Source organism: Streptomyces sp. NPDC057099 (assembly GCF_042671245.1).
Classification (GTDB): Bacteria; Actinomycetota; Actinomycetes; order Streptomycetales; family Streptomycetaceae; genus Streptomyces; species Streptomyces purpurascens.
This window is the reverse complement of the sequence record NZ_JBHUTX010000012.1, coordinates 47,564-68,949: the sequence shown is the minus strand read 5'-3', so window position 1 is coordinate 68,949 and position 21,386 is coordinate 47,564. Positions and strand designations below refer to the sequence as shown.

The following is a 21,386-nucleotide window of genomic DNA, read 5'->3' as shown; positions in this document are numbered from 1 at the left end:
CTTCGGTACGGACGGACGGGCCCGCGCGTTCACCCACCTCGGTTCCCTTCTGGAACCAGCCGTCCCGGTGAGGCAGTCTTCTCCCTTGTGGGGAGCGTTCCGAATCAAGGTCAGCCAGGTGAACCGGCCACGCACATGGTCGTATGCGGTGACGACGGGCTCGCCCATCGGCTGGCCGCCGAACTCCGCGGTGTCTACGGCGAACAGGTCACGCTCGTCGTGCCGCCGTCGGGGCGCCGGGTGCGGCAGCCGGTGGTCGGGCGGGCCCGGGCCGCCTCGGCGGCGCTGTTCGACCGGGTCAGCGCGGCCGTCAACCGGGCGGGCACGGGCGGCGTCGCCGAACCGGCCGCGAACGAACAGGTGGTGGAGGCGGCCGAGATCACCGAGGCCGTGCTCACCGAGGTGGGCGCCGACCGGGCGGCGGCTCTGGCGCTCGTGTACGACGACGACGAGACCAACATCCGCGCGGCCCTCACCGCCCGTCGGATCAACCCCGGCCTGAGACTCGTCCTGCGGCTCTACAACCGGCGGTTGGGGCAGCACATCGAGGAACTGCTCGACCAGACGGCGGTCGTGGCCTCCGGGGCGGGGCCGGGCACCGACGTGGACACCTCGACGACCGTGCTGTCCGACGCCGACACGGCCGCGCCCGCGCTGGCCGCCACCGCCCTCGTCGGCACCAGCAAGGTCGTCCAGACGGAGGGGCTCGTCCTGCGGGCCGTGGAGCGGCAGCCGCCGCGGCCGGGCGAGGTGGCCGACCCGGGGCTGTGCACCCTGGCGCTGCTGTCCGCGACGAGCAACGACCCGGCCGGTGCGGACGGTTCCGAGACCAGCGGGGAGCACGGGCCTCAACTGCTGCCGGACGAGATGGCGGTGGCGTCCGCGACCGGGCGCGGGACCGTCGTGCTGGAGCAGGTGTCGTACTCCGGGCCGTCCCTGTCCTCCGGGCGGGGCGGTGGTGTGCCGCCGTTCGCCTCGCTGTTCTCACGGCGGCTGCGGTGGTCGCTGGCGGGGCTGACCGGGTGCGTGCTCGCGCTCGCCGTCGCGTTCACGTTCGTGACCGACGAGCATCCGCTGTACGCCACGTACGTCACGCTCCTCGACCTCTTCGGCATCAACGACCCCGCGTACCACGAGTCGACCGGGCGGCAGGTCCTGCAACTGCTGTCCGGGCTGGTCGGGTTGCTGCTGCTGCCGGTGCTGCTGGCCGCGGTGCTGGAGGCCCTGGGCACGTTCCGCAGCGCGTCCAACCTGCGCAAGCCGCCGCGAGGGCTCGGCGGGCACGTGGTGCTGCTCGGGCTCGGCAAGATCGGGACGCGGGTGCTGACGCGGCTGCGGGAGCTGCACATTCCCGTGGTGTGCGTCGAGTCCGACCCCGAGGCCAGGGGGATGGCCACGGCGCGGCGGCTGCGGGTGCCGGTGGTGCTCGGGGATGTCACGCAGGAGGGGGTGCTGGAGGCCGCGAAGATCCATCGGGCGCATGCACTGCTGGCGCTGACCAGTGCGGACACGACGAATCTGGAGGCGTCGCTGTACGCGCGGTCCGTGCGGCCCGATCTGCGGGTCGTGCTGCGGCTGTACGACGACGACTTCGCGACCGCCGTGTACCGGACGATGCGGGCCGCGCATCCGTTCGCCCTCACGCGGAGCCGGAGTGTGTCGCATCTGGCCGCGCCCGCGTTCGCCGGGGCGATGATGGGGCGGCAGATCCTGGGGGCGATTCCGGTGGAGCGGCGGGTGCTGCTGTTCGCGGAGGTGGAGGTGGCCGGGCATCCGCAGCTGGAGGGCAGGACGGTGGCGGAGGCGTTCCGGGCGGGGGCCTGGCGGGTGCTGGCGCTCAATACGGCGCCTCCTGGGGGGCGGCGGGACGAGGACGAGACGTCGGGTGAGGAGCGGGTGCCGGCCTCGGGACTGGTGTGGGATCTGCCTCCTACGTATGTGCTGGGGGCTGGGGATCGGGTGGTGCTGGCGGCGACTCGGCGGGGGCTCGCGGAGTTGCTGGGGCGGAGAAGGCGGGAGCGGGCGGGAGCGTGACGCCGAGCTGTGTCTCTGCACGACTCGGCGTCACGAGGTGCCCGGCGTTGATGCTGAGGCCGGGGCGTGGCGCAACCCGGCGCAGCGGGGTGCCGCCCGCGCCCACCCGTGCCGCCCTGGGGGCATCTCCCAGGCCCTTAAGGCACTGGGGGAGGCACGCATGCCCGCTGATTGCCAACCCAGGGGCGCGGGGAACTGCGCGACCGGCCACCGGACACCCGCAGCCGCCGACACCCCGCGCGCCCCGAGCTACTGGGCGTTCGACCGCTCCCTCAAGTACCTCTCCGCGAACTCCAGTTCCAGCCGCACCTGCTTGATCCGCTCGTCCACCACCAGCGACCCGTGCCCGGCGTCATAGCGGTACACCTCGTGGATCGCGCTCCGCTTCTCCAGGCGTTTGACGTAGTTCTCGATCTGGCGGATCGGGCAGCGGGGGTCGTTGACGCCGGCCGAGATGTAGACCGGGGCCTTGACCTGGTCGACGTAGGTCAGCGGAGAGGACGCCTCGAAGCGGTCGGGGACCTCCTCGGGCGTGCCGCCGAGCAGCGTGCGGTCCATCGCCTTCAGCGCTTCCATCTCGTCGTGGTACGCCGTGACGTAGTCGGCGACGGGGACCGCGGCGATGCCCAGCGTCCACGCGTCGGGCTGGACGCCGAGGCCGAGGAGGGTGAGGTAGCCGCCCCAGGAGCCGCCGGTGAGGACGATGCGGTCGGGGTCGGCGAGGCCGGAGGTGACGGCCCATTCACGGACCGCGGCGATGTCCTCCAGTTCGATGAGGCCCACGCGGTGCTTCAGGGCGTCGGTCCAGGCACGGCCGTAGCCCGTCGAGCCGCGGTAGTTGACCCGGACCACCGCGTAGCCGTGGTCGACCCAGGCCGCCGGGCCCGCCGCGAAGGAGTCGTTGTCGTGCCAGGTCGGGCCGCCGTGGATGTCGAAGACCGTGGGGAGCGGGCCGGTGGTGCCCTTCGGCCTCTGGACCAGCGCGTGGATGCGGCCCCCGGGGCCCTCCACCCACACGTCCTCCACCGGCACCGAGCCGGGGGACTTCATGCCGGGCGGGTCGAGCACGACACCGCCCGTCGTGGAGCGCAGCGCCGACGGTTCGGCGGCCGAGGACCACAGGTACTCCACGCTGCCGTCGGGCCGGGCCGTGGCACCGGAGACCGTGCCGGGCGGGGTCGGGATCTCCGTCAGGGCGCGGCTCGCGAGGTCGTAGCGGAACAGCTCGCTGCGGGCCTCGAAGCCGTGCACGATGAGCAGGCCGGAGCCGTCCGGGTACCACTCGGCGCTGACGTCGCCGGGCAGCTCCAGCGCCAGGTCCGTCTCCTCACCCGTGGCCACGTCCCACACCAGGGGCTCCCAGCGGCCGCGGCGCTGATGGCCGATGAGGAGGCGGGTGTCGCCGTCGACGGGGGCGAAGCCGAGGACCTCCAGGCCCAGCTCGCGCGTGCCGCCCTCGGTGTCGTCGAGGTCGGCGACGGGGGTGCCGTCGGGGCGCAGGACGCGCAGGGCCGAGTGCATCGCGTCGCCGTGCTCGGTGTGCTCGACGGCGATGAGGGAGCCGTCGTGGGCGAGGTCGCCGACGCCGGCGGACTCGCGGTGACGGTAGATCTCCACCGGGTCCTCGCCGGTGCGGACGAGGTGGATCGTCGTACCGTCCTCGTCCGTCGAGCGGCCCACGACCGCCGTGCGCCCGTCGCGGCCGAGGGCGAGGCCCGCCGGGTAGGAGGCCTCGAGGCCCGCGGCGGCCGGTTCGTCCTCGCCGCCCGCGAACGGCTGGCGGCGCCACACGCCGAACTCGTCGCCGTCCTTGTCGTCGAACCACCAGATCCACGCGCCGTCCGGGGACAGCACGCCGTCCGTCGTGCCGTTCGGCCGGTCCGTCACCTGGCGCTGGTCGCCCGTCGAGCGGTCCCACGCGTACAGCTCGTACGTCCCTGTCGCGTTCGACACGAACAGGGAGCGGTCCGGCGCGTCCTCCGCCCAGTCGGGCAGGGACACCCGGGGTGCGCGAAAGCGCTTCTCCCAGTCCGGCATCCGCTCCTGCTGTCCCGCCTGTACCACTTGCTCGTGCCGGTCCCGCCGGTCCTGCGCATCGGACGCGTTGCTCTCAGTCATGACCCCATACTGCCCGCCCCGACCGACATCGCGCTGCCGAGGCCCCCAGCCTGTGGATAACCTCCACCGGTCCCCCTTCCCAGCAGGTCAGGGAACGCCCCGGGAGCACCCGGCCGAGCGGTGCCGAACGGCGCCCACCCCGCAGTCCGGACCCTTCGGGCAGCCCCGTACCTTTGGGGTGTGTACCGGTTTCTGCTGACGCCCCGATGGTGGGGGATCAACGTCTTCGTGCTGTTGTCCATCCCCTTCTGCATCTTCATGGGGTCCTGGCAGCTGGGCCGGTTCGAGGACCGCGTGCAGGACCACCGCACCGCGACCGAGCAGGTCTCCGAGGCCCGGCACGAGGCGCCCCGGCCGCTCGCGAAGATGCTGCCGGTGACCAAGGCGACGTCCGGCAAGCAGGTCACCGCGACCGGCCGCTACGGCAAGCAGCTGCTGGTCCCGGGCCGGGAGCTCGACGACAAGCGGGGCTACTACGTCCTGACACTGCTGCGCACCGACTCGGGCGAGGCACTCCCGGTCGTCCGCGGCTGGCTGCCCGGCTCCCCGGACGCGGCCGAGGCCCCCGCCCCGCCCACCGGTGAGGTCACGGTCAAGGGAGCGCTCCAGGCGTCCGAGACCCCGGGCGACAACGGCGTCAGCGCGCAGGGCGGCCTGCCGTCCGGGCAGACCGCGGCGATCAGCGCGGCGTCCCTGGTGAACCTGGTGCCGTACGACGTGTACGACGCGTGGGTCACGCTCGCCAAGGGCGACTCGGGCATGAAGGCGGTGCCCGCGAGCGCCCCGCCGGACTCGGGGCTGGACCTGAAGGCGTTCCAGAACCTCGGCTACACCGCCGAGTGGTTCGCCTTCGTCGGGTTCGTGATCTTCATGTGGTTCCGGTTGCTGCGGCGCGAGGTGGAGTTCGCGCGGGACGCGGAGCTGGGCCTGGTCCAGGAGGAAGAGGAGCGCGTGGTCGCCTGAGGGCGACCACCCCCCTGCCGGGAAAGGCCGGCCCGTCTCTACGCGCCCGCCAGTACGCCCGTCCAGTACACGGTCCCCGCGCACGCGTTGGACACCGTGACCGAGTTCGCGCCCGAGCCGGTACCGGGCGTGTACGTCACCGCCACGCTGCCGTCGGTCGTGCCGTCCTCCGTGGCCAGCTGCGGGGCCGTGCCCGTTTCGCCGCCGGTGGAGGTGCCGCCCGTGTCCGTCGTGTCGCCCGACGGGGTCGGTTCGGGGCTCGGGTCGCCGGGGCCGCCGACGCTGCCGCCGGGGGTGGGGCAGGTCTCCGTGGGGACCCAGGCGAACTTCACGTCGTAGGCGGCTCCGGGCGCGAGCACCAGCTGGGCCGCTTCCAGGGACGGGTCGGGCAGGCCCGCCGCCGCGTCCCCGGCCGCGTGCCGGGCGGTGCTGACCTTGCTGATGTCGGCCGTGCCCTGCGGCAGCGCGCTCACCGAGCCGGGGCCGGTGACCGTACAGCTCGCCGCGGAGACGTTGGTGACGCGGAAGGAGCCGTAGACCGCGCCCGTGGAGTCGGGGGCGGCGCTGCTGCCGGCGGCGGGGCCGAGCTGGGCCGCGGTGCAGGCCGCGATGCCGGCGGCGGTCGTGGAGGAGGGGTCGGCGCCCTGGGTCGCGCCGGTGGCGGCGCCGGTGCCCTTGCCCTTGTCCTCCTCCTTCTTCTCGCCCTTGTCCTTGCCCTCGGGCTTGCCGGAGGTGCCGCCCGAGGTGCTCTCACCGCCGTCCGGTCCCTTGCCCTGGCTCACGCCGCCCTGGGTCTCGGAGGCGTGGCCGATGGCGGACGGGTTGGCGTCGGAGCCGGTGGAGTTGGAGACGTGCACGAGAGCGGGGACGGCCGTGCCGATGAACAGCGCGGCCGCGGCCATGCCGACGACGGCCTGCCGCTTGCGGGTCCGCCGCTGGGGCACCGCCTTGCGGAGGTACTCCAGCGTGCCGTCGCGCGGTTCCACCTCCTGCACCACTTGATGCAGCATCGTGCGCAGGTCCAGCTCGTCCGAGTCGAACCCCTCGGGGCTCTGGTCGTCGGGGCCGTGGTTCACAGTTGCGTTCCCAGCGTGCGATTGCTTCGGATCTTGCCCGTGCGGCCCGGCCGGCTCGTGCCGGTCGGGCCCGTCACGTCCCGCGCTGTCCGGGGCGCTCATGCCGGTGCCTCCATGGCCAGCCGGAGCGCCGCGATGCCGCGCGAGCCGTACGCCTTGACCGAGCCCAGGGATATGCCGAGGGCCTCGGCGACCTGTGCTTCGGTCATGTCCGCGAAGTAGCGCAGCACCAGCACCTCGCGCTGGCGGCGCTGCAGCCCCTTCATCGCCTTGATGAGGGAGTCGCGCTCCAGCTGGTCGTAGGCGCCTTCCTCGGCACTGGCCATGTCGGGCATGGGCTTCGACAGCAGCTTCAGGCCGAGTATGCGGCGGCGCAGCGCGGAACGCGAGAGGTTGACGACCGTCTGCCGCAGGTAGGCCAGGGTCTTCTCGGGGTCGCGGACCCGCTTGCGGGCCGAGTGCACCCGGATGAAGGCCTCCTGGACGACGTCCTCGCAGGAGGCGGTGTCGTCGAGGAGGAGGGCGGCGAGACCCAGCAGCGAGCGGTAGTGCGCGCGGTAGGTCTCGGTGAGGTGGTCGACGGTGGTGCCGGCCGCCGCGTCGTCCTCGGCACCGTCACGCTGGTTCGGTATGCGGGCCGGCCGCGCTGCGGGCACGGGCGCGATCACCGGCATGCCACCGGGCGTACCGGCCATGCGGGGTCGGAAAGCCGCCGGACGGGGCGGTCGTAGGACCGTGCCGCGTGCCGCGCTGAAGTCGAGTACCTCTGCCACGCCTGTTGGACACGCTGACCCCGGTGAGGGTTGTACGTGCCGGGCGTCACTTTCACGCCGACCGTCGCCGTCGACGGTCTACCCGCGTCAGGCTGCACAACAGATGGTGCGTCAAATGCCCTCATGCGTCCCGCTCTTCCCCTATGTCCAATTGTGAACGGACGTCCCCACGCCCGGTTCCAGGCGTCCCCACGCCTGATGAAGCGCTCGCACGGCCGAAGGGCGACCGCAAAGACGCTCCCCGCCCTCCGCACGGTTGCGGAGGACGGGGAGATAAATCCTCTGATGCCGAAGCGCCCCGGACAAGTGGTCCGGACCATCGATCAGCTCACATGTCGCACACAGATCCTACAAACCGCCCACCCCGGCGGCCGGAGGATTTTCGCTGCGCGGGAGTCAGGCCAGCTCGGCGGCCACCACCTCGGCGATCTGCGCGGTGTTGAGCGCGGAGCCCTTGCGCAGGTTGTCCCCGCACACGAAGAGTTCGAGCGCCGTCGGGTCGTCCAGCGCCCGCCGCACCCGTCCGACCCAGGTCGGGTCGGTGCCCACGACGTCGGCGGGGGTCGGGAACTCCCCGGCGGCCGGGTTGTCGAACAGCACGACACCGGGCGCCGTGGCGAGGATCTCGCGGGCCCCCTCGACGGTGACCTCGCCCTCGAAGCGGGCGTGCACGGTCAGCGAGTGCGTGGTGATCACCGGCACCCGGACACAGGTGACGGCCACGGGCAGATCGGGCAGGCCGAGGATCTTGCGGGACTCGTCCCGCACCTTCAGCTCCTCCGAGGACCAGCCGTCCTCGCGCGCCGAACCGGCCCACGGCACGACGTTCAGCGCGACCGGCTCCGGGAAAGGCCCGGTGTTGTCCCCCACGGCCCGCCGTACGTCACCGGGGCCGGTGCCCAGTTCCGTCCCGGCGACCAGGGACAGCTGCTGGCGCAGGGTGGCCACGCCGGCCCGCCCGGCGCCGCTGACCGCCTGGTACGAGGAGGCGACGAGCTCGCGCAGCCCGAACTCGGCGTGCAGCGCGCCCAAGGCCACGATCATGGAGAGCGTCGTGCAGCTGGGGTTGGCGATGATCCCGCGCGGCCGCATCCGCACGGCGTGCGGGTTGACCTCGGGAACGACGAGCGGCACGTCCGGGTCCATCCGGAACGTGCCGGAGTTGTCGACGACCACCGCGCCCTTGGCGACCGCCAGCGGCGCCCACCGCTCGGCGACCTCGTCGGGGACGTCGAACATGGCGACGTCGACCCCGTCGAAGGCCTCCTCGGTGAGCGCGATGACCTCGGTCTCCTCGCCGCGCACGGCCAGCTTGCGGCCGGCCGAGCGGGAGGAGGCGATCAGCCGGATCTCGCCCCAGACGTCGGCCCGCTGGGACAGGATCTGGCGCATGACCGTGCCGACGGCCCCGGTCGCGCCCACCACGGCAAGCGTCGGACGCCCGGACCTGCCGGTCCGGGCGTCCTGTCGGAGGTGGGCCATCAGCGGCCGGTGCCTCCGTAGACGACAGCCTCGTCGCTGTCGGAGTCGAGCCCGAAGGCGGAGTGCACGGCACGGACGGCCTCGGGCACGTCGTCGGCGCGCGTGACGACCGAGATGCGGATCTCGGAGGTCGAGATCAGCTCGATGTTCACACCGGCGTCGGACAGCGCGCCGAAGAAGTCGGCCGTGACACCCGGGTTCGTCTTCATGCCGGCGCCGACGAGGGAGATCTTGCCGATCTGGTCGTCGTAGCGCAGCGAGTCGAAGCCGATGCCGGACTTGTTCTTCTCCAGCGCGCCGATGGCCTTGCGGCCCTCGGTCTTCGGCAGCGTGAAGGAGATGTCCGTCAGGCCCGTGGAGGCCGCGGACACGTTCTGCACGACCATGTCGATGTTGATCTCGGCGTCGGCGATCGCGCGGAAGATCGCAGCCGCCTCGCCCGGCTTGTCGGGCACACCGACGACCGTGACCTTGGCCTCGGAGGTGTCGTGCGCGACACCGGAGATGAGAGCCTGCTCCACCTGCTTTTCCCCTTGCTGCTGCGTCTTTCGAACAACTGGCTCGCTGCTGACCCAGGTGCCCTGGAGTCCACTGAAGCTGGACCGGACGTGGATCGGGATGTTGTACCGCCGGGCGTACTCCACGCAACGGTGGAGCAGCACCTTCGATCCGGACGCCGCCAGTTCGAGCATGTCCTCGAAGGAGATCCAGTCGATCTTCCGGGCCTTCTTCACCACGCGCGGATCGGCGGTGAACACGCCGTCGACGTCGGTGTAGATCTCGCACACGTCGGCTTCGAGGGCGGCGGCCAGGGCCACCGCCGTGGTGTCGGAGCCGCCGCGGCCGAGGGTGGTGATGTCCTTGGTGTCCTGGCTGACGCCCTGGAAACCGGCCACGATCGCGATGTTGCCCTCGTCCACCGAGGTCTTGATCCGGCCCGGCGTGACATCGATGATGCGCGCTTTGTTGTGGACCGAGTCGGTGATGACACCTGCCTGGCTGCCGGTGAACGACTGGGCCTCGTGGCCCAGCTTTTTGATCGCCATGGCCAGCAACGCCATGGAGATCCGCTCTCCGGCGGTCAGCAGCATGTCGAGCTCGCGCCCGGCAGGGATCGGGGATACCTGCTCGGCGAGATCGATCAGCTCGTCCGTCGTGTCGCCCATCGCGGAAACCACGGCAACCACCTGGTTGCCGTTCTGCTTCGCTTCCACGATTCGCTTGGCGACGCGCTTGATGCCCTCGGCATCGGCTACGGAGGAGCCTCCGTACTTCTGCACGACAAGGCCCACGTGCGCTCCTCGCTCAATCCGTCTCTATCCGCTCATACGCATTCGTACCGCGGTCGGCTCAGTCTATCGAGCGTCCGAAAATCCCTTCCGCGATATCGCATGATGAGATTTCAGGGGTACTCGCTCAGACCTGCTCATGCCCACCTGGACACAGGCCACGCGAGAAAGTGCCCGGCGTCACAATCGTCCCCCGACCGACGCCGGTAAGCCAACTTTCAAGCACTAAGGTTCGGCTGTGCGCGTACTTCTGGTGGAAGACGATGCGCCGGTCGCCGAGTCCCTGCGCCGTGGCCTGAGGCGCTACGGCTTCGAGGTCGAATGGGTGACCACGGGCGCGGCGGCGCTGCGGCACGAGGGCCCCTACGACGTCGTCCTGCTGGATCTCGGGCTGCCCGACACCGACGGCCTGGACGTCTGCAAGGCGCTGCGCGGGCGCGGCGACATCCCGATCATCGTGATCAGCGCCCGCAGCGACGAGACGGACCGGGTGGTGGGCCTGGAGCTAGGCGCGGACGACTACGTCTCCAAGCCGTTCGGCGTCCGGGAGGTCATCGCCCGGATAAGGGCGGTCATGCGCCGCACGCAGGCCCGTACGCCCGCGGCGGGCGCCCCCGCGCCCGGCCCCGACCGCTACGGCACGCGCCTGACGATCGACCGCAAGGCGGCCCGGGTGCGCCTCGACGGCGAGGAGGTGGCCCTCGCGCCCAAGGAGTACGACCTGCTGGCCTTCCTCACCGAGGAGCCCGGGGCGCTGATGTCGCGCGAGCAGATCATGGAAGCGGTCTGGGACGCGAACTGGTTCGGGCCGACCAAGACGCTGGACGTGCATGTGGCGGCGCTGCGGCGGAAGCTCGCCGGGGCGATCGCGATCGACGCGGTACGCGGGGTGGGCTTCCGGCTGGAGATCGTCAAGGACGACGGGGCTTCATGAACCGGCAGCTCATCCGGAGCTACATCCTCCTGGTCGCGGTGGCCATCCTCCTGTTCACGGTGCCGGTCGCGTTCACCCTCACCAAGCAGCTGCGCGACGACACCAGGCAGTCCGTCCTGCGCGAGGCCAACACGATGGCGCTGCTGCTGAGCAACGGCACCGGCGCCTCCTGCGAGGCCCTGACCGAGGTGGCCAGGGCGTACGGCGACGTACAGGCGACCCCCACCGCCTCCTGTGACCCGAAGCTGCCCGAGCCCGCCGCGGACGAGGCGCTGACCCGGGCCACGGAGAAGAACGAGGTGACGACGGACTGGGGGTCCGACTTCGTCTGGGGCGAGCACCTGAAGGTCACCGTCCCCGCGCGGGGGGACGCGGCCGTGCGGATCGTCTACTCGACCTCGGACATGACCTGGCGGCTCTGGCAGATCTGGGGCTTCCGGGCCGGGCTCGCAGTGATCGTGCTCGGGGCGGCCGCCGCGATCGGCGCGTTCGCCGCCCGCCGTATCACCCGGCCGCTGCGGCAGCTCAACGACATGGCCAGCAAGTTCAGTGACGGCGACCTGACGGCCCGCTCCCCGGTGACCGGGCCGCCGGAGACCCAGACCCTGGCCCGCACCCTCAACCAGGGCGCGGAACGCCTGGACACGCTGATCGCCGCCCAGCGCATCTTCGTGGCGGACGCGTCCCACCAGCTGCGCACCCCGCTCACCGCGCTGCGGCTGTCCCTGGACAACATCGCGGACGGCGTGGACGACGATTTCGTACGTGAGGACGTGGAGCAGGCGACGGCCGAGGTCGTCCGGATGAGCCGCCTGGTCAACGGCCTGCTGGTGCTGGCCCGGGCCGAGGCCAAGGTGGCGGCGGCCGAGCCGCTCCCGCTGATGGACCTCGTACGGGAACGGCTCGCCGTGTGGAGACCGGCCGCCGACGAGCGCGGAGTCACCATCGCGCTCAGGGGGAGTGCCGACGGCCGGCCGTCTGTGCTGGCCAGTCCCGGTCATCTGGACCAGATGCTGGACAACGTGCTCTCCAACGCCCTGGAGGTGTCACCGGACGGCGGGACGATCACCGTGCGGGTGGACCCCCGGGGCGATGTGGTGGGGGTGTCGGTGCTGGACGAGGGGCCCGGCATGTCGGACGCCGAGAAGTCCCGCGCCTTCGACCGTTTCTGGCGGGGCCAGGGCCTGACCGGGAAGTCCGGCTCGGGTCTCGGCCTCGCCGTCGTCCGGCAACTGGCGACGGACGACGGCGGCACGGTGGCGCTGACGGACGCCCCGGGCGGCGGCCTGTGCGTGACCATCACGCTACGGGCGGCGCCCCACCGGGCCGGCGGCTGAGGGCCCTTTCAGGGGCTCACAGGGCCTTGCTCACCCCTCGGGCATCTTCGAGGAGTGGTGGTTCACGATCAGCCACGTGCCGTTCGGCTGCTTCTCGTAGGCGTAGGTGTAGCGCGCCTTGACGTCGCTCCTCTCGCCCGACCTCGGGTCGGTGAGCGCGAACTCGTACACGCCGGTGTCGATCACGGTGTTCCGGTCGAGGACGTCGACGACGGACTCGATCTTCTTCCCCTGCGGCTTGTTCCGCAGGAAGTGCTCGAAGTAGTCGACGATCTCGGCTCTGTCGGTACGCACGTTGTTGGAGACGGTCGGCAGCAGGACCGCGTCCTTCGCGTACAGGTCGGCGACCTTCTTCGGGTCGCCGGTCCGCAGCGCGGCGTTCCAGTTGTCGAACAGCCCGAGCACCTGCGCCTTGGTGATCGTCCTGGCGGACGTCCCGCCCTTGCTCCCGGAGTCGGCTCCGGCGACCCCGGCACCGGCGGCGAAGGTGCCGGCGGCGAGCACGGCCACGCCGGTGGCGACGGCGACGCGCTTGCGTATGGAGGTGGCTGCGGGGTGGCGGGTCATGTTCATCTCCGGTGAGATCGAGTGGAGTCGGTGAAGTGACTCCAGACTCGCGTCCCACCGGTTAGGGCCCGTGCAGCCCGCGTACAGGGGACGTACAAGGAGCCCCCAAAACACGCGGTGTGACCGAGGGGGCGGGCGCTACCGTCTGCGCATGGAGATATTGCGCTACGTGGCATTCAGCACGGATCCCCGGGGCGGAAACCCGGCAGGTGTGGTGCTGGACGCCACCGGGGCCGACGACGCGACGATGCTGGCGACGGCGGCCGAAGTCGGTTACTCCGAGACGGCGTTCGTGGTGGCGTCCGGCGACGGAACCCTGGACGTGCGGTACTTCAGCCCGCTCGCCGAGGTGCCGTTCTGCGGCCACGCGACGATCGCCACGGCCGTGGCCCACGCGGAGCGGCACGGCACCGGGCGCCTGCTGCTGCGCACCGCTGCGGGCCCGGTCACCGTCACCACCGAACGGTCGGCGGACGGCACCCTGGTGGCGACCCTGGTCAGCGTCGCCCCTCGTACGGCACCCATCGACGAGGGCGACCTGGCCGAACTGCTGGCGATCCTGGGCTGGTCCGAGGCGGACCTGGACCCGGCACTGCCTCCCCGGGCTGCCTTCGCCGGAGCCTGGCACCCGGTCCTCGCCGCCGCGAGCCGGGACCGGCTGGCCCGCCTGGAGTACGACATGGCGGCACTCGGCACGCTCATGGCCCGCAGGGGCTGGACCACGATCGACCTGGTCCAGCGGGAGTCGCCCACCGTCTTCCACGCCCGCAACCCGTTCCCGCCGGGCGGTGTACCGGAGGACCCGGCCACGGGAGCGGCGGCGGCCGCCTTCGGCGGCTACCTGCGGGAACTCGGCCTCGTACCGACCCCGGCCACCCTGACGGTCCACCAGGGCGTGGACATGGGGCGGCCGAGCACGATCACGGTGACGGTACCGGCGGAGCCGACCACCGGAATCGCGGTGACCGGCCCGGCCGTACGGCTCTGATTCCTGCCGGCCACCGCGGCCGGCCGGAGACGCGGCTCCGTCCGCCTTCGGCATCACCGCCTCCCCCGCACCGCCCGGATCACCTCCGCGAGGGCACCCAGGATCCTGGCCCGGTCCCTGGATTCGGCTCCGTCGAGTGCGGAGCGCACGAACAGTACGGCCGCCCAGGCGACGATCAGCAGGGTGAGGACGCTGCACAGGCACAGGGCGGCGACGAGAAGCGGATCCATGGCGGCTCCTTCGGGGGCCTCGGGACGGCGGGAACGTCCATGAAGGTGCCGGGAGAGGGCCGGCCGCCGAGCCGGGCAATCTGGGCGATCGGGGCTTGCTCCGCAGGTCAGCTCGGTAGCTTGGAACTTTCCGAGTCGGCCGACTCGCCCGACTCGGGACCATCGGGCGGCACGAGCGCACGGGTACGGGGGCCATGAAGGAACCACACACGTACTGGACGGAACTGGCCAGGCTGCTGCAGCTGGCCGAGAAGCCCGACACGGCCGCCGTGCACGCGGTGATCCGGGCAGTCCTGGCCTCCCCCCGTGATGCCCCGTCGGACAGCAGCGTCGCGGACTGGTTGGAGATGCGCAGAGTCCCCCGCACCGACGCACGCGTGGTGCTGTTCGTCGGCGCCCTCGAGAGCATCGCGCGTCGGAGGAACCCGGCCGTGCGCATCCCGACGAAGGAACGCTGGCGCACCCTGGCGGCACAGGCGCGCGCGAATCACGGCAAGGGCAACGGGCTCACCGGCCCGGGTGTTCCTCCCCCCGCCACCTCCCGTACCTCCGGCGCCCGGCCGTGCTGGCGGGAGGACGTCACGGGCTCCCCGGCCTGGCAGCTGACGGGGCCGGGCGCGACGGAGCAGGCCGAAGCCCTCAGGACACAGGCCGGAAGAACCGCCGACCGATTGGCGCAGCTGTACGTCGAGGCGCGGGCGGAGCTCGACGACGACCCGTGGCACGACGTCAACCTGGCCCGCCGGATCTCCCGCTGGACCAACTGGCTCATAGGCCTGCTCCGGAGCCGCGGCACGGTCCTCGTCTCCCCCGCCGAGGCCACGCTCATCGCCCTGCTCCCCTTCGTCCATCAGGCGCACCGGTCGCGGACGGCGGCGGAACTGTCCCGCGTCGATCCGACGGACCTCGGGCAGCGGGCCGCGCCGGACGAGGAACGGCGGATGTACGAGGTGCTGCTGGGCGGCCATGAACGGCTCGTCCGGCGTGCGGAGCTGGGTGCCCTGAAGGATCGCCCCGACGGGCGGCGGGAGATCGGGTGGTGGCTGTTCCACCAGTGGGCGGGACGACAGCCGGGCCGGCTCACGGAGTTCCTGTCGGCCGTGGGCGCCGAAGGCACCGGCCTCGAGGCCGTACTCGACCCGGAGCTCCTGGCGCGCCTGCTGGGCTCCGCCCACTCCGGACCGAACGAGTTGTTCGACGCCGCCCGTCCGGACCATCTGCGTGAGTACCCCTACCAACTGGATTTCGACGGCCGGGACTTCCAGGTCGTGCGGGAACGGCTGGTGGGATCCCTCTTCGCCGTCGCGCACGGCATGGCGGTCGAGGCCACGGACCTCTCCTCGGTGATCGTCCGGCACGTGGGCGTTCCCGACCCCCTCGACCCGGCGAGGCTCCTCGGCACGGTGGACAAGGCCTCCTGGCAGCCGCGCGGGGAAGGCATCGGGCTCAGGGCCGGCTGCGGCCATCCCGCCGTGGTGGCCGCCCTGACCGAGCACGCGCACCGGCTGGAGTCCCTGTTGCGGGCCGTCCGGCGGGCCGCGGCGCCCGACTTCGACGCGCTGCCCCTGTACACGGGCGTCGAGGAGGTCCGTGAAGTCGACACCGAGGGCAAGGCCGTCCCCGTCGGCGGTGTCATCCGCTTCCGGCTCGACGAGGAACGCGTCCAGGAACTCCTCATGGGGGAGAACCTCTACCGCGACCGGTCCCTCGCCATCCGCGAGCTGTACCAGAACGCCCTGGACGCCTGCCGCTACCGCCGGGCCCGGTCCCAGGCCGCCGAGACCGTCAGCGGGTACGTGGGGCGGATCGAGTTCACCCAGGGGTACGACGAGGACGAGAAACGGCACTACCTGGAGTGCGAGGACAACGGCGTCGGCATGGACGAGGTCACCCTGTCCGAGGTGTTCTCGCAGGCCGGCGTACGTTTCACCGATCTTCCGCGGTTCCAGGAGGAACGGCAGGAGTGGCAGAGCCGTGGCGTCACCATGCATCCGAACAGCCGGTTCGGCATCGGCGTGCTCAGCTACTTCATGCTCGCCGACGAGATCCGCGTGACCACCTGTCACATGAACGGCGTCGACGGTCGCTTACGTGAGATCACGGTCCTGATCAGCGGCCCCGGCCACTACTTCCGGGTCCGGCCCACCGACCGCCCGGGATCCATCGGCACCACGGTCCGCCTGTATCTGCGGGACGACGACAAGGCACCTTCCTGCGTACGGGAGTTGCGCAGGCTCCTGGGAATCGCGGAGTTCGCGACCACCGCCCGGCAGGGCGGGCAGACCGTGACCTGGGAACCCGGTGTCCTGCGCCCGCGGGAGGCACTCGGGCTGCGAACCGACGGCTTCGAGGCCCACGGCCGCCTGGTCTCCTGGTCGGCCGGACCGGACGGGACGGACGGCCAGGTCGTCTGGTGCCGGTCCGGCGGAGGCGTCCTGGTCGACGGGATCCACACCGAACCCCGGGTACGGCGAGGCGTTCTGACCGACCCGGGCGACACGCGCCGACTGCGCGGTGCCGTGGTCAACCTCACCGGCAGGACCCGGCCCCGCCGACTCTCCGTGGACCGCACGGAAATCCTGGACACCGACGTCTGCGCGGACGTGGAGTCCCTGCTCAGGGCCGCGCTGCCGACGCTCCTGTCGGCCGATCCCCCGCTTCTGGACCCCGAGTGGCTCGCCGAGGTCGCGGGCCACAGTCCCCGGCTCGCCGACATCGTGACGGAGGCGGCGGGAGCGGCGGGGTACGAGATGGAACTGCACGGTCATCGGTCGGCCGTGGCCGCCACGGGGTTCTTCCCCCTGGACGCTCTGACCGTCCACCAGCGCGACTCCACGCTCAGGGACTACGAGGCAGCCCTGGGCGAGACCCCGGCCGGGAGGGTGGGCGGCACCATGGACGACCGCATCCTGCTCTGGCGGCTGCTGGCCCACCGGCCCAACGCCGAGCTGACGGCCCTCTCGGCGGTCGTTCCGGACTTGGAGCAGGTGGAGCGGGTGCTTCCCGCAATTCCGTCCGATGTCCTCGCGTGCACCCCTGTCCTCGATGCCTGGAACGAGCGCCACTGGCCGTTCCCGGACATCGAGAACCATCTGTCCGCTCCCGGACACGCGCTGTTCCTGGCCGGCATCCGTGCGATCTCCTACCGCGAGGCCGTGGAGCGCCTGAGAGAACTGCGCCTGCCGACACCGAGACCGACCGAGGAGGATCCCGTCGTCGACGAGATCAACCTCGCGCTCATGAGCGGTGACCTGACCCCTCCGCTCCGCCGGGGTTCGCTGTCGTCCTGGATCAGCGGCGCCGGTCGAGTGCCCCCGGGTCACCTGCTCAAGGCCCGTGCCGAGTTCGGCATCAGTCTCGGTGAGGCCGCCCGGCGCATGAGGGCGTTCGGACTCACCGTCCCGGAACCTGACCCGTCGGCGGAGGACGTGGACGAGCGGGCACTGGTCCTTCTCAGCAACAACCTGAACGGCCGGAGCCCCTGGCTCGGTGTCCGCAGACCCGTGGCTCCCGGTCACCTCCTCAAGGCCCACCGCGAGCTCGGCATCGGCCTCGGCACGGCCGTCCAGTGGCTGAGGTGGTTCGGCTTCACCGTCACGGCGGACACTTCCCTGCTGGAGGCCGCGGACGACAGGACACTGCGTCTGGTCAGCCACCACCTGCGCGGGAAGGACCCGCTGGACCCCGAGGAGCCGGTTCCCCTCGGCCATGTGCTGCACGCCGCGGCCGAGTTGGAGCGGACAGTGCCCGACGTCGCACGGGACCTGCGGGCCCTCGGATTCCGTCCGGAACTCGCCCCCGCCCGGGAAGAGCAGGCCGACGACTTCCTCCGGCGGAGCACGGAATGGGGGTGGGGCGCCCGTGAGTGGCGAAGCCTCGGCGAGAAGGACGCGATCCCGCCCGGTGTACTGGCCCGTGTCTCATCCGCGCGGGGCGTGCCCCCGTCCGACATGGCCCGGTGCATCGAGGCGCTGGGACTCCCCACACCCGCCGCGCTGCCGAACCGGGCGCGGGACACCGACGTGGTGATCCTCAGCGCCCACGCCAACGCCAAGGCCCCCTGGATCCCGGCGGACGACTCCGTGACGATCCATCAGGTGGCGAGAGCGTCGATCGAGACCGGACTCCCGCCCGCGGAGGTGGCATCCCGGCTGCGCGCCTACGGTCTCGTACCACCGGACATCCCGTTCCCTCCGAGCGCCGAGGCGCAGGACGACATCCTGCTCGAGGCGAATCGGCGTCCCGGGTCCTCCGGGGCGCCTCTTTCCCCGGACCGACCGGTGTCGGTACACCATGTGGTCCTGAAGTCCTCAGGCCTCGGCATGCCACCGCGGACCGTCGTCGACCGTCTCGCCCAGTACGGTCTGGTCGCGCCGCTCGAGGCGGCACCGGAGGATGCCTACGCGTTCGACCACTACCTCCTCGGCCTGGACGACGAGACCAAGCAGCCGCTCGATGAAGGCCGGCCCGTCCCCCTGCACCGTCTGGTCGCCGTCACCCGGAGGCTGTCCAAGGAACCCCACGAGATCGCGGAACGACTGTCAGCGTTCGGCTTCCGGGTCCCCGAGGACCGGATCGGCCGACTGGACGAGACCGACCACCGGATCTCCCGGCTGAAACCCGCCCCGGGCAAGCGGACCCCGCCCACCGGCCTCGCCGAGCCGCTCTCCGACTTCCTGTACATCGCCCGCCACTTCGACCTGCCCGCCCGGGAACTCGTGGAGCGGCTGGAACGTCTGGACGTCGATCTCCAGCGCATCCGCGACGCCGTCCGCGCCGCGCTGCCCGAAGTACCCGGCCTGATCATGGAACAGGAGCCGCGCGCCGCCCGGCCGGTCGAGGTTATTTGACCTCGCGCATCCCCAACGGCCCGCCGATCTCCTCCGCCATGACCCTGCCCGCCTCGAACTCCAGGGTGTCGTCGCCGATGCCCTGGTCCGTGTCCAGGCCGTCGAGTTCGGCGAGGGGCTGGTTGAGGCGGACGTGGGCGAGGACCGACTGGAGGGCGCGGAGGGTCGCGGAGGCGGTGGAGCCCCAGTTGGAGAAGTAGGAGAACTGCCACCACCACAGGGCCTCCGTGGTGCGGCCCGCGCGGTAGTGGGCCATGCCGTGGCGCAGGTCCGTGATGACGTCCGTGAGGTCGTCGGAGATCCGGGCCGGGACCGGGGCCTTGCGGGGCTCGTAGGGGTCGAAGACTTCGGAGTAGATGTCGATCGGGTCCAGCAGGCGGGCCAGGTTCTCGCGGAGTTCGTCGACGTCCGGCTCGGGGCCCGAGTCGGGCTCGTAGCGCTCGTCCGGCACGATGTCCTCGTGCGCGCCGAGCCGGCCGCCGGCCAGGAGGAGTTGCGAGACCTCCAGGAGGAGGAAGGGCACGGCCGATTCCGGCTCGTCGCCCTTCGCGACCTCCGTGACGGCGACCAGGAAGCTCTCGACCTGGTCCGCGATCTGGACCGCGAAGTCGTCCGGGTTCTGATCGGTCGCGTGCAGCGTGGCGTCAGACATCTAGGAGTCGTCTCCCCTCGAAGGCGCGGCCGAGGGTGACCTCGTCCGCGTATTCCAGGTCGCCACCCACCGGGAGGCCGCTGGCCAGGCGGGTGACCTTCAGGCCCATGGGCTTGATCATGCGGGCGAGGTACGTGGCGGTCGCCTCGCCTTCGAGATTCGGATCCGTGGCGAGGATCAGCTCGGTGACCGTGCCGTCGGCGAGCCGGGCGAGCAGCTCCCTGATGCGCAGGTCGTCGGGCCCCACCCCGTCGATCGGGCTGATCGCGCCGCCCAGGACGTGGTACCGGCCCCGGAACTCACGCGTCCGCTCGATCGCCACGACATCCTTCGGCTCCTCGACCACGCAGATCACCGCGGGGTCGCGCCGGGTGTCGCGGCAGATGTTGCACAGCTCCTCCTGCGCGACGTTGCCGCAGGTCGCGCAGAAGCGGACCTTCGCCTTGACCTCCATGAGGGCCTGGGCGAGGCGCCGTACGTCCGTCGGTTCGGCCTGGAGGATGTGGAAGGCGATCCGCTGGGCGCTCTTGGGACCGACGCCGGGCAGCCGCCCCAGCTCGTCGATCAGGTCCTGGACCACGCCTTCGTACAACGGACTGCCCTTCCTGGGACTTCGAGACCTTCGAGGAATTCGCGGTCTTCGAGGTCGGTCGTCGCGTACGGCCTTCCCGTACGTACCGTAGTTGTCAGCCGCCCGTCCGAGGAAGGCGGCGGGCGTCTCAGAACGGCAGCCCCGGGATGCCGCCGCCGCCCAGACCCTGCGCGAGCGGGCCCAGCTTCTGCTGCTGGAGCGCCTGCGCGTTCTCGTTGGCCGCCTGGACCGCCGCCACGACCAGATCGGCCAGCGTCTCGGTGTCGTCGGGGTCGACCGCCTTCGGGTCGATCTTCAGGGCGCGCAGTTCGCCGGCGCCGGTGACGGTCGCGGTCACCAGGCCACCGCCCGCCTGCCCGTCGACCTCCGTCTGCGCCAGTTCCTCCTGTGCCTGTGCCAGGTCCTGTTGCATCTTCTGGGCCTGCTGGAGCAACTGCTGCATATTGGGCTGGCCACCACCGGGGATCACGATCAGCTCCTTGCTCGGTACGGGTTTTCCCGTTCGGCACGAGCCTACGTGGTCAGGCCTGCCGTCGCCCCAGCACTCTTTCGAGTGATCCCCTCTCGCGCCCTATACCGGATCAAGGAATACTTCCGGGCGGAAAAGAGGCGAAAGCTGCGCCTTCGCCACCCATTGGGGGGTAGGAAGGGTCCGGCGCGTCAGGTGTGTCGTTCGTCGCGCAGTGTGAGTCGGCTGGGACCGCGCGTGGTCGTTCGTGGTCAGTAGGGAGTGCCGGGTGGGTCAGCCGGAGATGCAGCCCGAGGTGCCGCCTCAGGACGGACGGGGCGAGGGGGCGGTCCGGCCGGGGCCGGGCGATCTGACGGGGCGGGCCTTTCCGCTCGGGGACTGGGGCGAGCCGGCGGTCCGGCTGGACGAGCTGTACCGGTGGGTGGAGCGCGGGGCGCTGCGGACGGCGGCCTGGTATCTCGCGGACCGGGTGTGGAAGCGGCGGTGCGCGCGGGTGCTGCGCTCCGGGGCCGCGGTGGGGGCGGTCACCGGCGTCGCGCTGCCCCTGCTGGAGCTGACCGGGGTCGCCGGCGGGGTCGCGCCCTGGGGGTGTCTGGCGCTGCTGCTGGGGGTGGCGTGTGTGGCCGTCGACCGGTACTTCGGGGTGACGTCGGGCTGGATGCGGGACGTGGCCACCGCGCAGGCCGTGCAGCGGCGGTTGCAGGCGTTGCAGTTCGACTGGGCGGCGGAGTGCGTGCGGGAGGTGCTGGGGCCGGCGGAGGGGACGGCCGCGGAGGCCGCCGAGCGGTGTCTCGGGGTGCTGCGGAGGTTCACCGAGGACGTGAGTGAGCTGGTCCGGGTGGAGACCGGGGACTGGATGGGCGAGTTCCGGGCCGGGGGTGCGCCGGTGGGGATGCAGGCGGTGGTGTTGTCCGGTGGGGGGCGAGGGGCTGAGGTGGGGGGTGTGAACGGGCGGTTCTCCGTCCCGCCACCGGGGGGCGGCGCCCGGCCGAACATGCCCCGACAGCGGCCGCCGGAGCCGCGGTGAGAGTG

Annotated in this window: 17 protein-coding genes; 7 read left to right on the top strand and 10 right to left on the bottom strand. The window is 71.7% G+C overall.

The window, feature by feature from the left end:
* Window positions 1-135: 135 nt before the first annotated feature.
* Window positions 136-2,034 (top strand): NAD-binding protein, encoded by a 1,899-nt coding sequence (locus ACFT4A_RS18185; RefSeq protein WP_382831223.1) that lies wholly within the window; start codon window positions 136-138, stop codon window positions 2,032-2,034.
* A 249-nt stretch (window positions 2,035-2,283) separates the two neighbouring features.
* Here ACFT4A_RS18185 and ACFT4A_RS18180 read toward each other — a convergent pair whose 3' ends face one another.
* Window positions 2,284-4,152, bottom strand: coding sequence for a prolyl oligopeptidase family serine peptidase (locus ACFT4A_RS18180; RefSeq protein ID WP_382831219.1), 1,869 nt, complete (start codon window positions 4,150-4,152; stop codon window positions 2,284-2,286).
* A 180-nt stretch (window positions 4,153-4,332) separates the two neighbouring features.
* Between ACFT4A_RS18180 and ACFT4A_RS18175 the strand changes: the two genes are divergently transcribed.
* Entirely contained in the window at window positions 4,333-5,115 is a 783-nt protein-coding gene (locus tag ACFT4A_RS18175; RefSeq protein ID WP_382831217.1) for an SURF1 family protein, read from the top strand.
* 38 nt (window positions 5,116-5,153) lie between these two features.
* Here the strand turns inward: ACFT4A_RS18175 and ACFT4A_RS18170 are convergent, their stop codons facing one another.
* From ACFT4A_RS18170 to ACFT4A_RS18155, 4 genes are all read right to left on the bottom strand, one after another.
* On the bottom strand, window positions 5,154-6,191 hold the full coding sequence (locus ACFT4A_RS18170; RefSeq protein WP_382831215.1) for a hypothetical protein: 1,038 nt from the start codon (window positions 6,189-6,191) through the stop codon (window positions 5,154-5,156).
* Window positions 6,192-6,289: 98 nt separating this feature from the next.
* Window positions 6,290-6,865, bottom strand: a complete 576-nt coding sequence (locus ACFT4A_RS18165; RefSeq protein WP_382492703.1) for a SigE family RNA polymerase sigma factor — start codon at window positions 6,863-6,865, stop codon at window positions 6,290-6,292.
* Between the two features lie 495 nt (window positions 6,866-7,360).
* Entirely contained in the window at window positions 7,361-8,446 is a 1,086-nt protein-coding gene (locus ACFT4A_RS18160) for an aspartate-semialdehyde dehydrogenase (RefSeq protein ID WP_382831214.1), read from the bottom strand.
* On the bottom strand, window positions 8,446-9,738 hold the full coding sequence (locus ACFT4A_RS18155; RefSeq protein WP_215119958.1) for an aspartate kinase: 1,293 nt from the start codon (window positions 9,736-9,738) through the stop codon (window positions 8,446-8,448). Before ACFT4A_RS18155 ends, ACFT4A_RS18160 begins: the two co-directional genes overlap by 1 nt.
* 235 nt (window positions 9,739-9,973) lie before the next feature.
* Here ACFT4A_RS18155 and ACFT4A_RS18150 point away from each other — a divergent pair, with 235 nt between their 5' ends.
* Window positions 9,974-10,669, top strand: a complete 696-nt coding sequence (locus ACFT4A_RS18150; RefSeq protein WP_382831211.1) for a response regulator transcription factor — start codon at window positions 9,974-9,976, stop codon at window positions 10,667-10,669.
* Window positions 10,666-12,006, top strand: a complete 1,341-nt coding sequence (locus ACFT4A_RS18145) for a sensor histidine kinase (RefSeq protein ID WP_382831208.1) — start codon at window positions 10,666-10,668, stop codon at window positions 12,004-12,006. Before ACFT4A_RS18150 ends, ACFT4A_RS18145 begins: the two co-directional genes overlap by 4 nt.
* Before the next feature lie 30 nt (window positions 12,007-12,036).
* Here the strand turns inward: ACFT4A_RS18145 and ACFT4A_RS18140 are convergent, their stop codons facing one another.
* Window positions 12,037-12,573 (bottom strand): SgcJ/EcaC family oxidoreductase, encoded by a 537-nt coding sequence (locus ACFT4A_RS18140; RefSeq protein WP_382831206.1) that lies wholly within the window; start codon window positions 12,571-12,573, stop codon window positions 12,037-12,039.
* 151 nt (window positions 12,574-12,724) lie between these two features.
* Here ACFT4A_RS18140 and ACFT4A_RS18135 point away from each other — a divergent pair, with 151 nt between their 5' ends.
* On the top strand, window positions 12,725-13,561 hold the full coding sequence (locus ACFT4A_RS18135) for a PhzF family phenazine biosynthesis protein (RefSeq protein WP_382831204.1): 837 nt from the start codon (window positions 12,725-12,727) through the stop codon (window positions 13,559-13,561).
* 53 nt (window positions 13,562-13,614) lie between these two features.
* Here ACFT4A_RS18135 and ACFT4A_RS18130 read toward each other — a convergent pair whose 3' ends face one another.
* Window positions 13,615-13,791, bottom strand: a complete 177-nt coding sequence (locus ACFT4A_RS18130; protein WP_382831201.1) for a hypothetical protein — start codon at window positions 13,789-13,791, stop codon at window positions 13,615-13,617.
* A gap of 194 nt (window positions 13,792-13,985) precedes the next feature.
* Between ACFT4A_RS18130 and ACFT4A_RS18125 the strand changes: the two genes are divergently transcribed.
* Window positions 13,986-18,641 carry a hypothetical protein gene (locus tag ACFT4A_RS18125; protein ID WP_382831198.1) on the top strand — a complete coding sequence of 1,552 codons (4,656 nt, stop codon included), beginning with the start codon at window positions 13,986-13,988 and terminating at the stop codon, window positions 18,639-18,641.
* Here ACFT4A_RS18125 and ACFT4A_RS18120 read toward each other — a convergent pair.
* The 3 genes from ACFT4A_RS18120 to ACFT4A_RS18110 all read right to left on the bottom strand — a co-directional run bounded on the left by ACFT4A_RS18120 (window position 18,634) and on the right by ACFT4A_RS18110 (window position 20,354).
* Window positions 18,634-19,293 carry a DUF5063 domain-containing protein gene (locus ACFT4A_RS18120; protein WP_382831196.1) on the bottom strand — a complete coding sequence of 220 codons (660 nt, stop codon included), beginning with the start codon at window positions 19,291-19,293 and terminating at the stop codon, window positions 18,634-18,636. The genes ACFT4A_RS18125 and ACFT4A_RS18120 overlap by 8 nt on opposite strands.
* Complete coding sequence (gene recR, locus ACFT4A_RS18115; protein ID WP_003991835.1) at window positions 19,286-19,885, bottom strand: recombination mediator RecR; 600 nt, start codon at window positions 19,883-19,885, stop codon at window positions 19,286-19,288. The genes ACFT4A_RS18120 and recR overlap by 8 nt, the downstream gene beginning before the upstream one ends.
* Before the next feature lie 127 nt (window positions 19,886-20,012).
* The gene (locus ACFT4A_RS18110) at window positions 20,013-20,354 is read right to left on the bottom strand and encodes a YbaB/EbfC family nucleoid-associated protein (RefSeq protein WP_078899404.1); all 342 of its coding nucleotides are present in this window, start codon (window positions 20,352-20,354) and stop codon (window positions 20,013-20,015) included.
* Between the two features lie 268 nt (window positions 20,355-20,622).
* Between ACFT4A_RS18110 and ACFT4A_RS18105 the strand changes: the two genes are divergently transcribed.
* Window positions 20,623-21,381, top strand: a complete 759-nt coding sequence (locus tag ACFT4A_RS18105) for an SLATT domain-containing protein (protein ID WP_382831194.1) — start codon at window positions 20,623-20,625, stop codon at window positions 21,379-21,381.
* The last annotated feature ends 5 nt before the right edge of the window (window positions 21,382-21,386 follow it).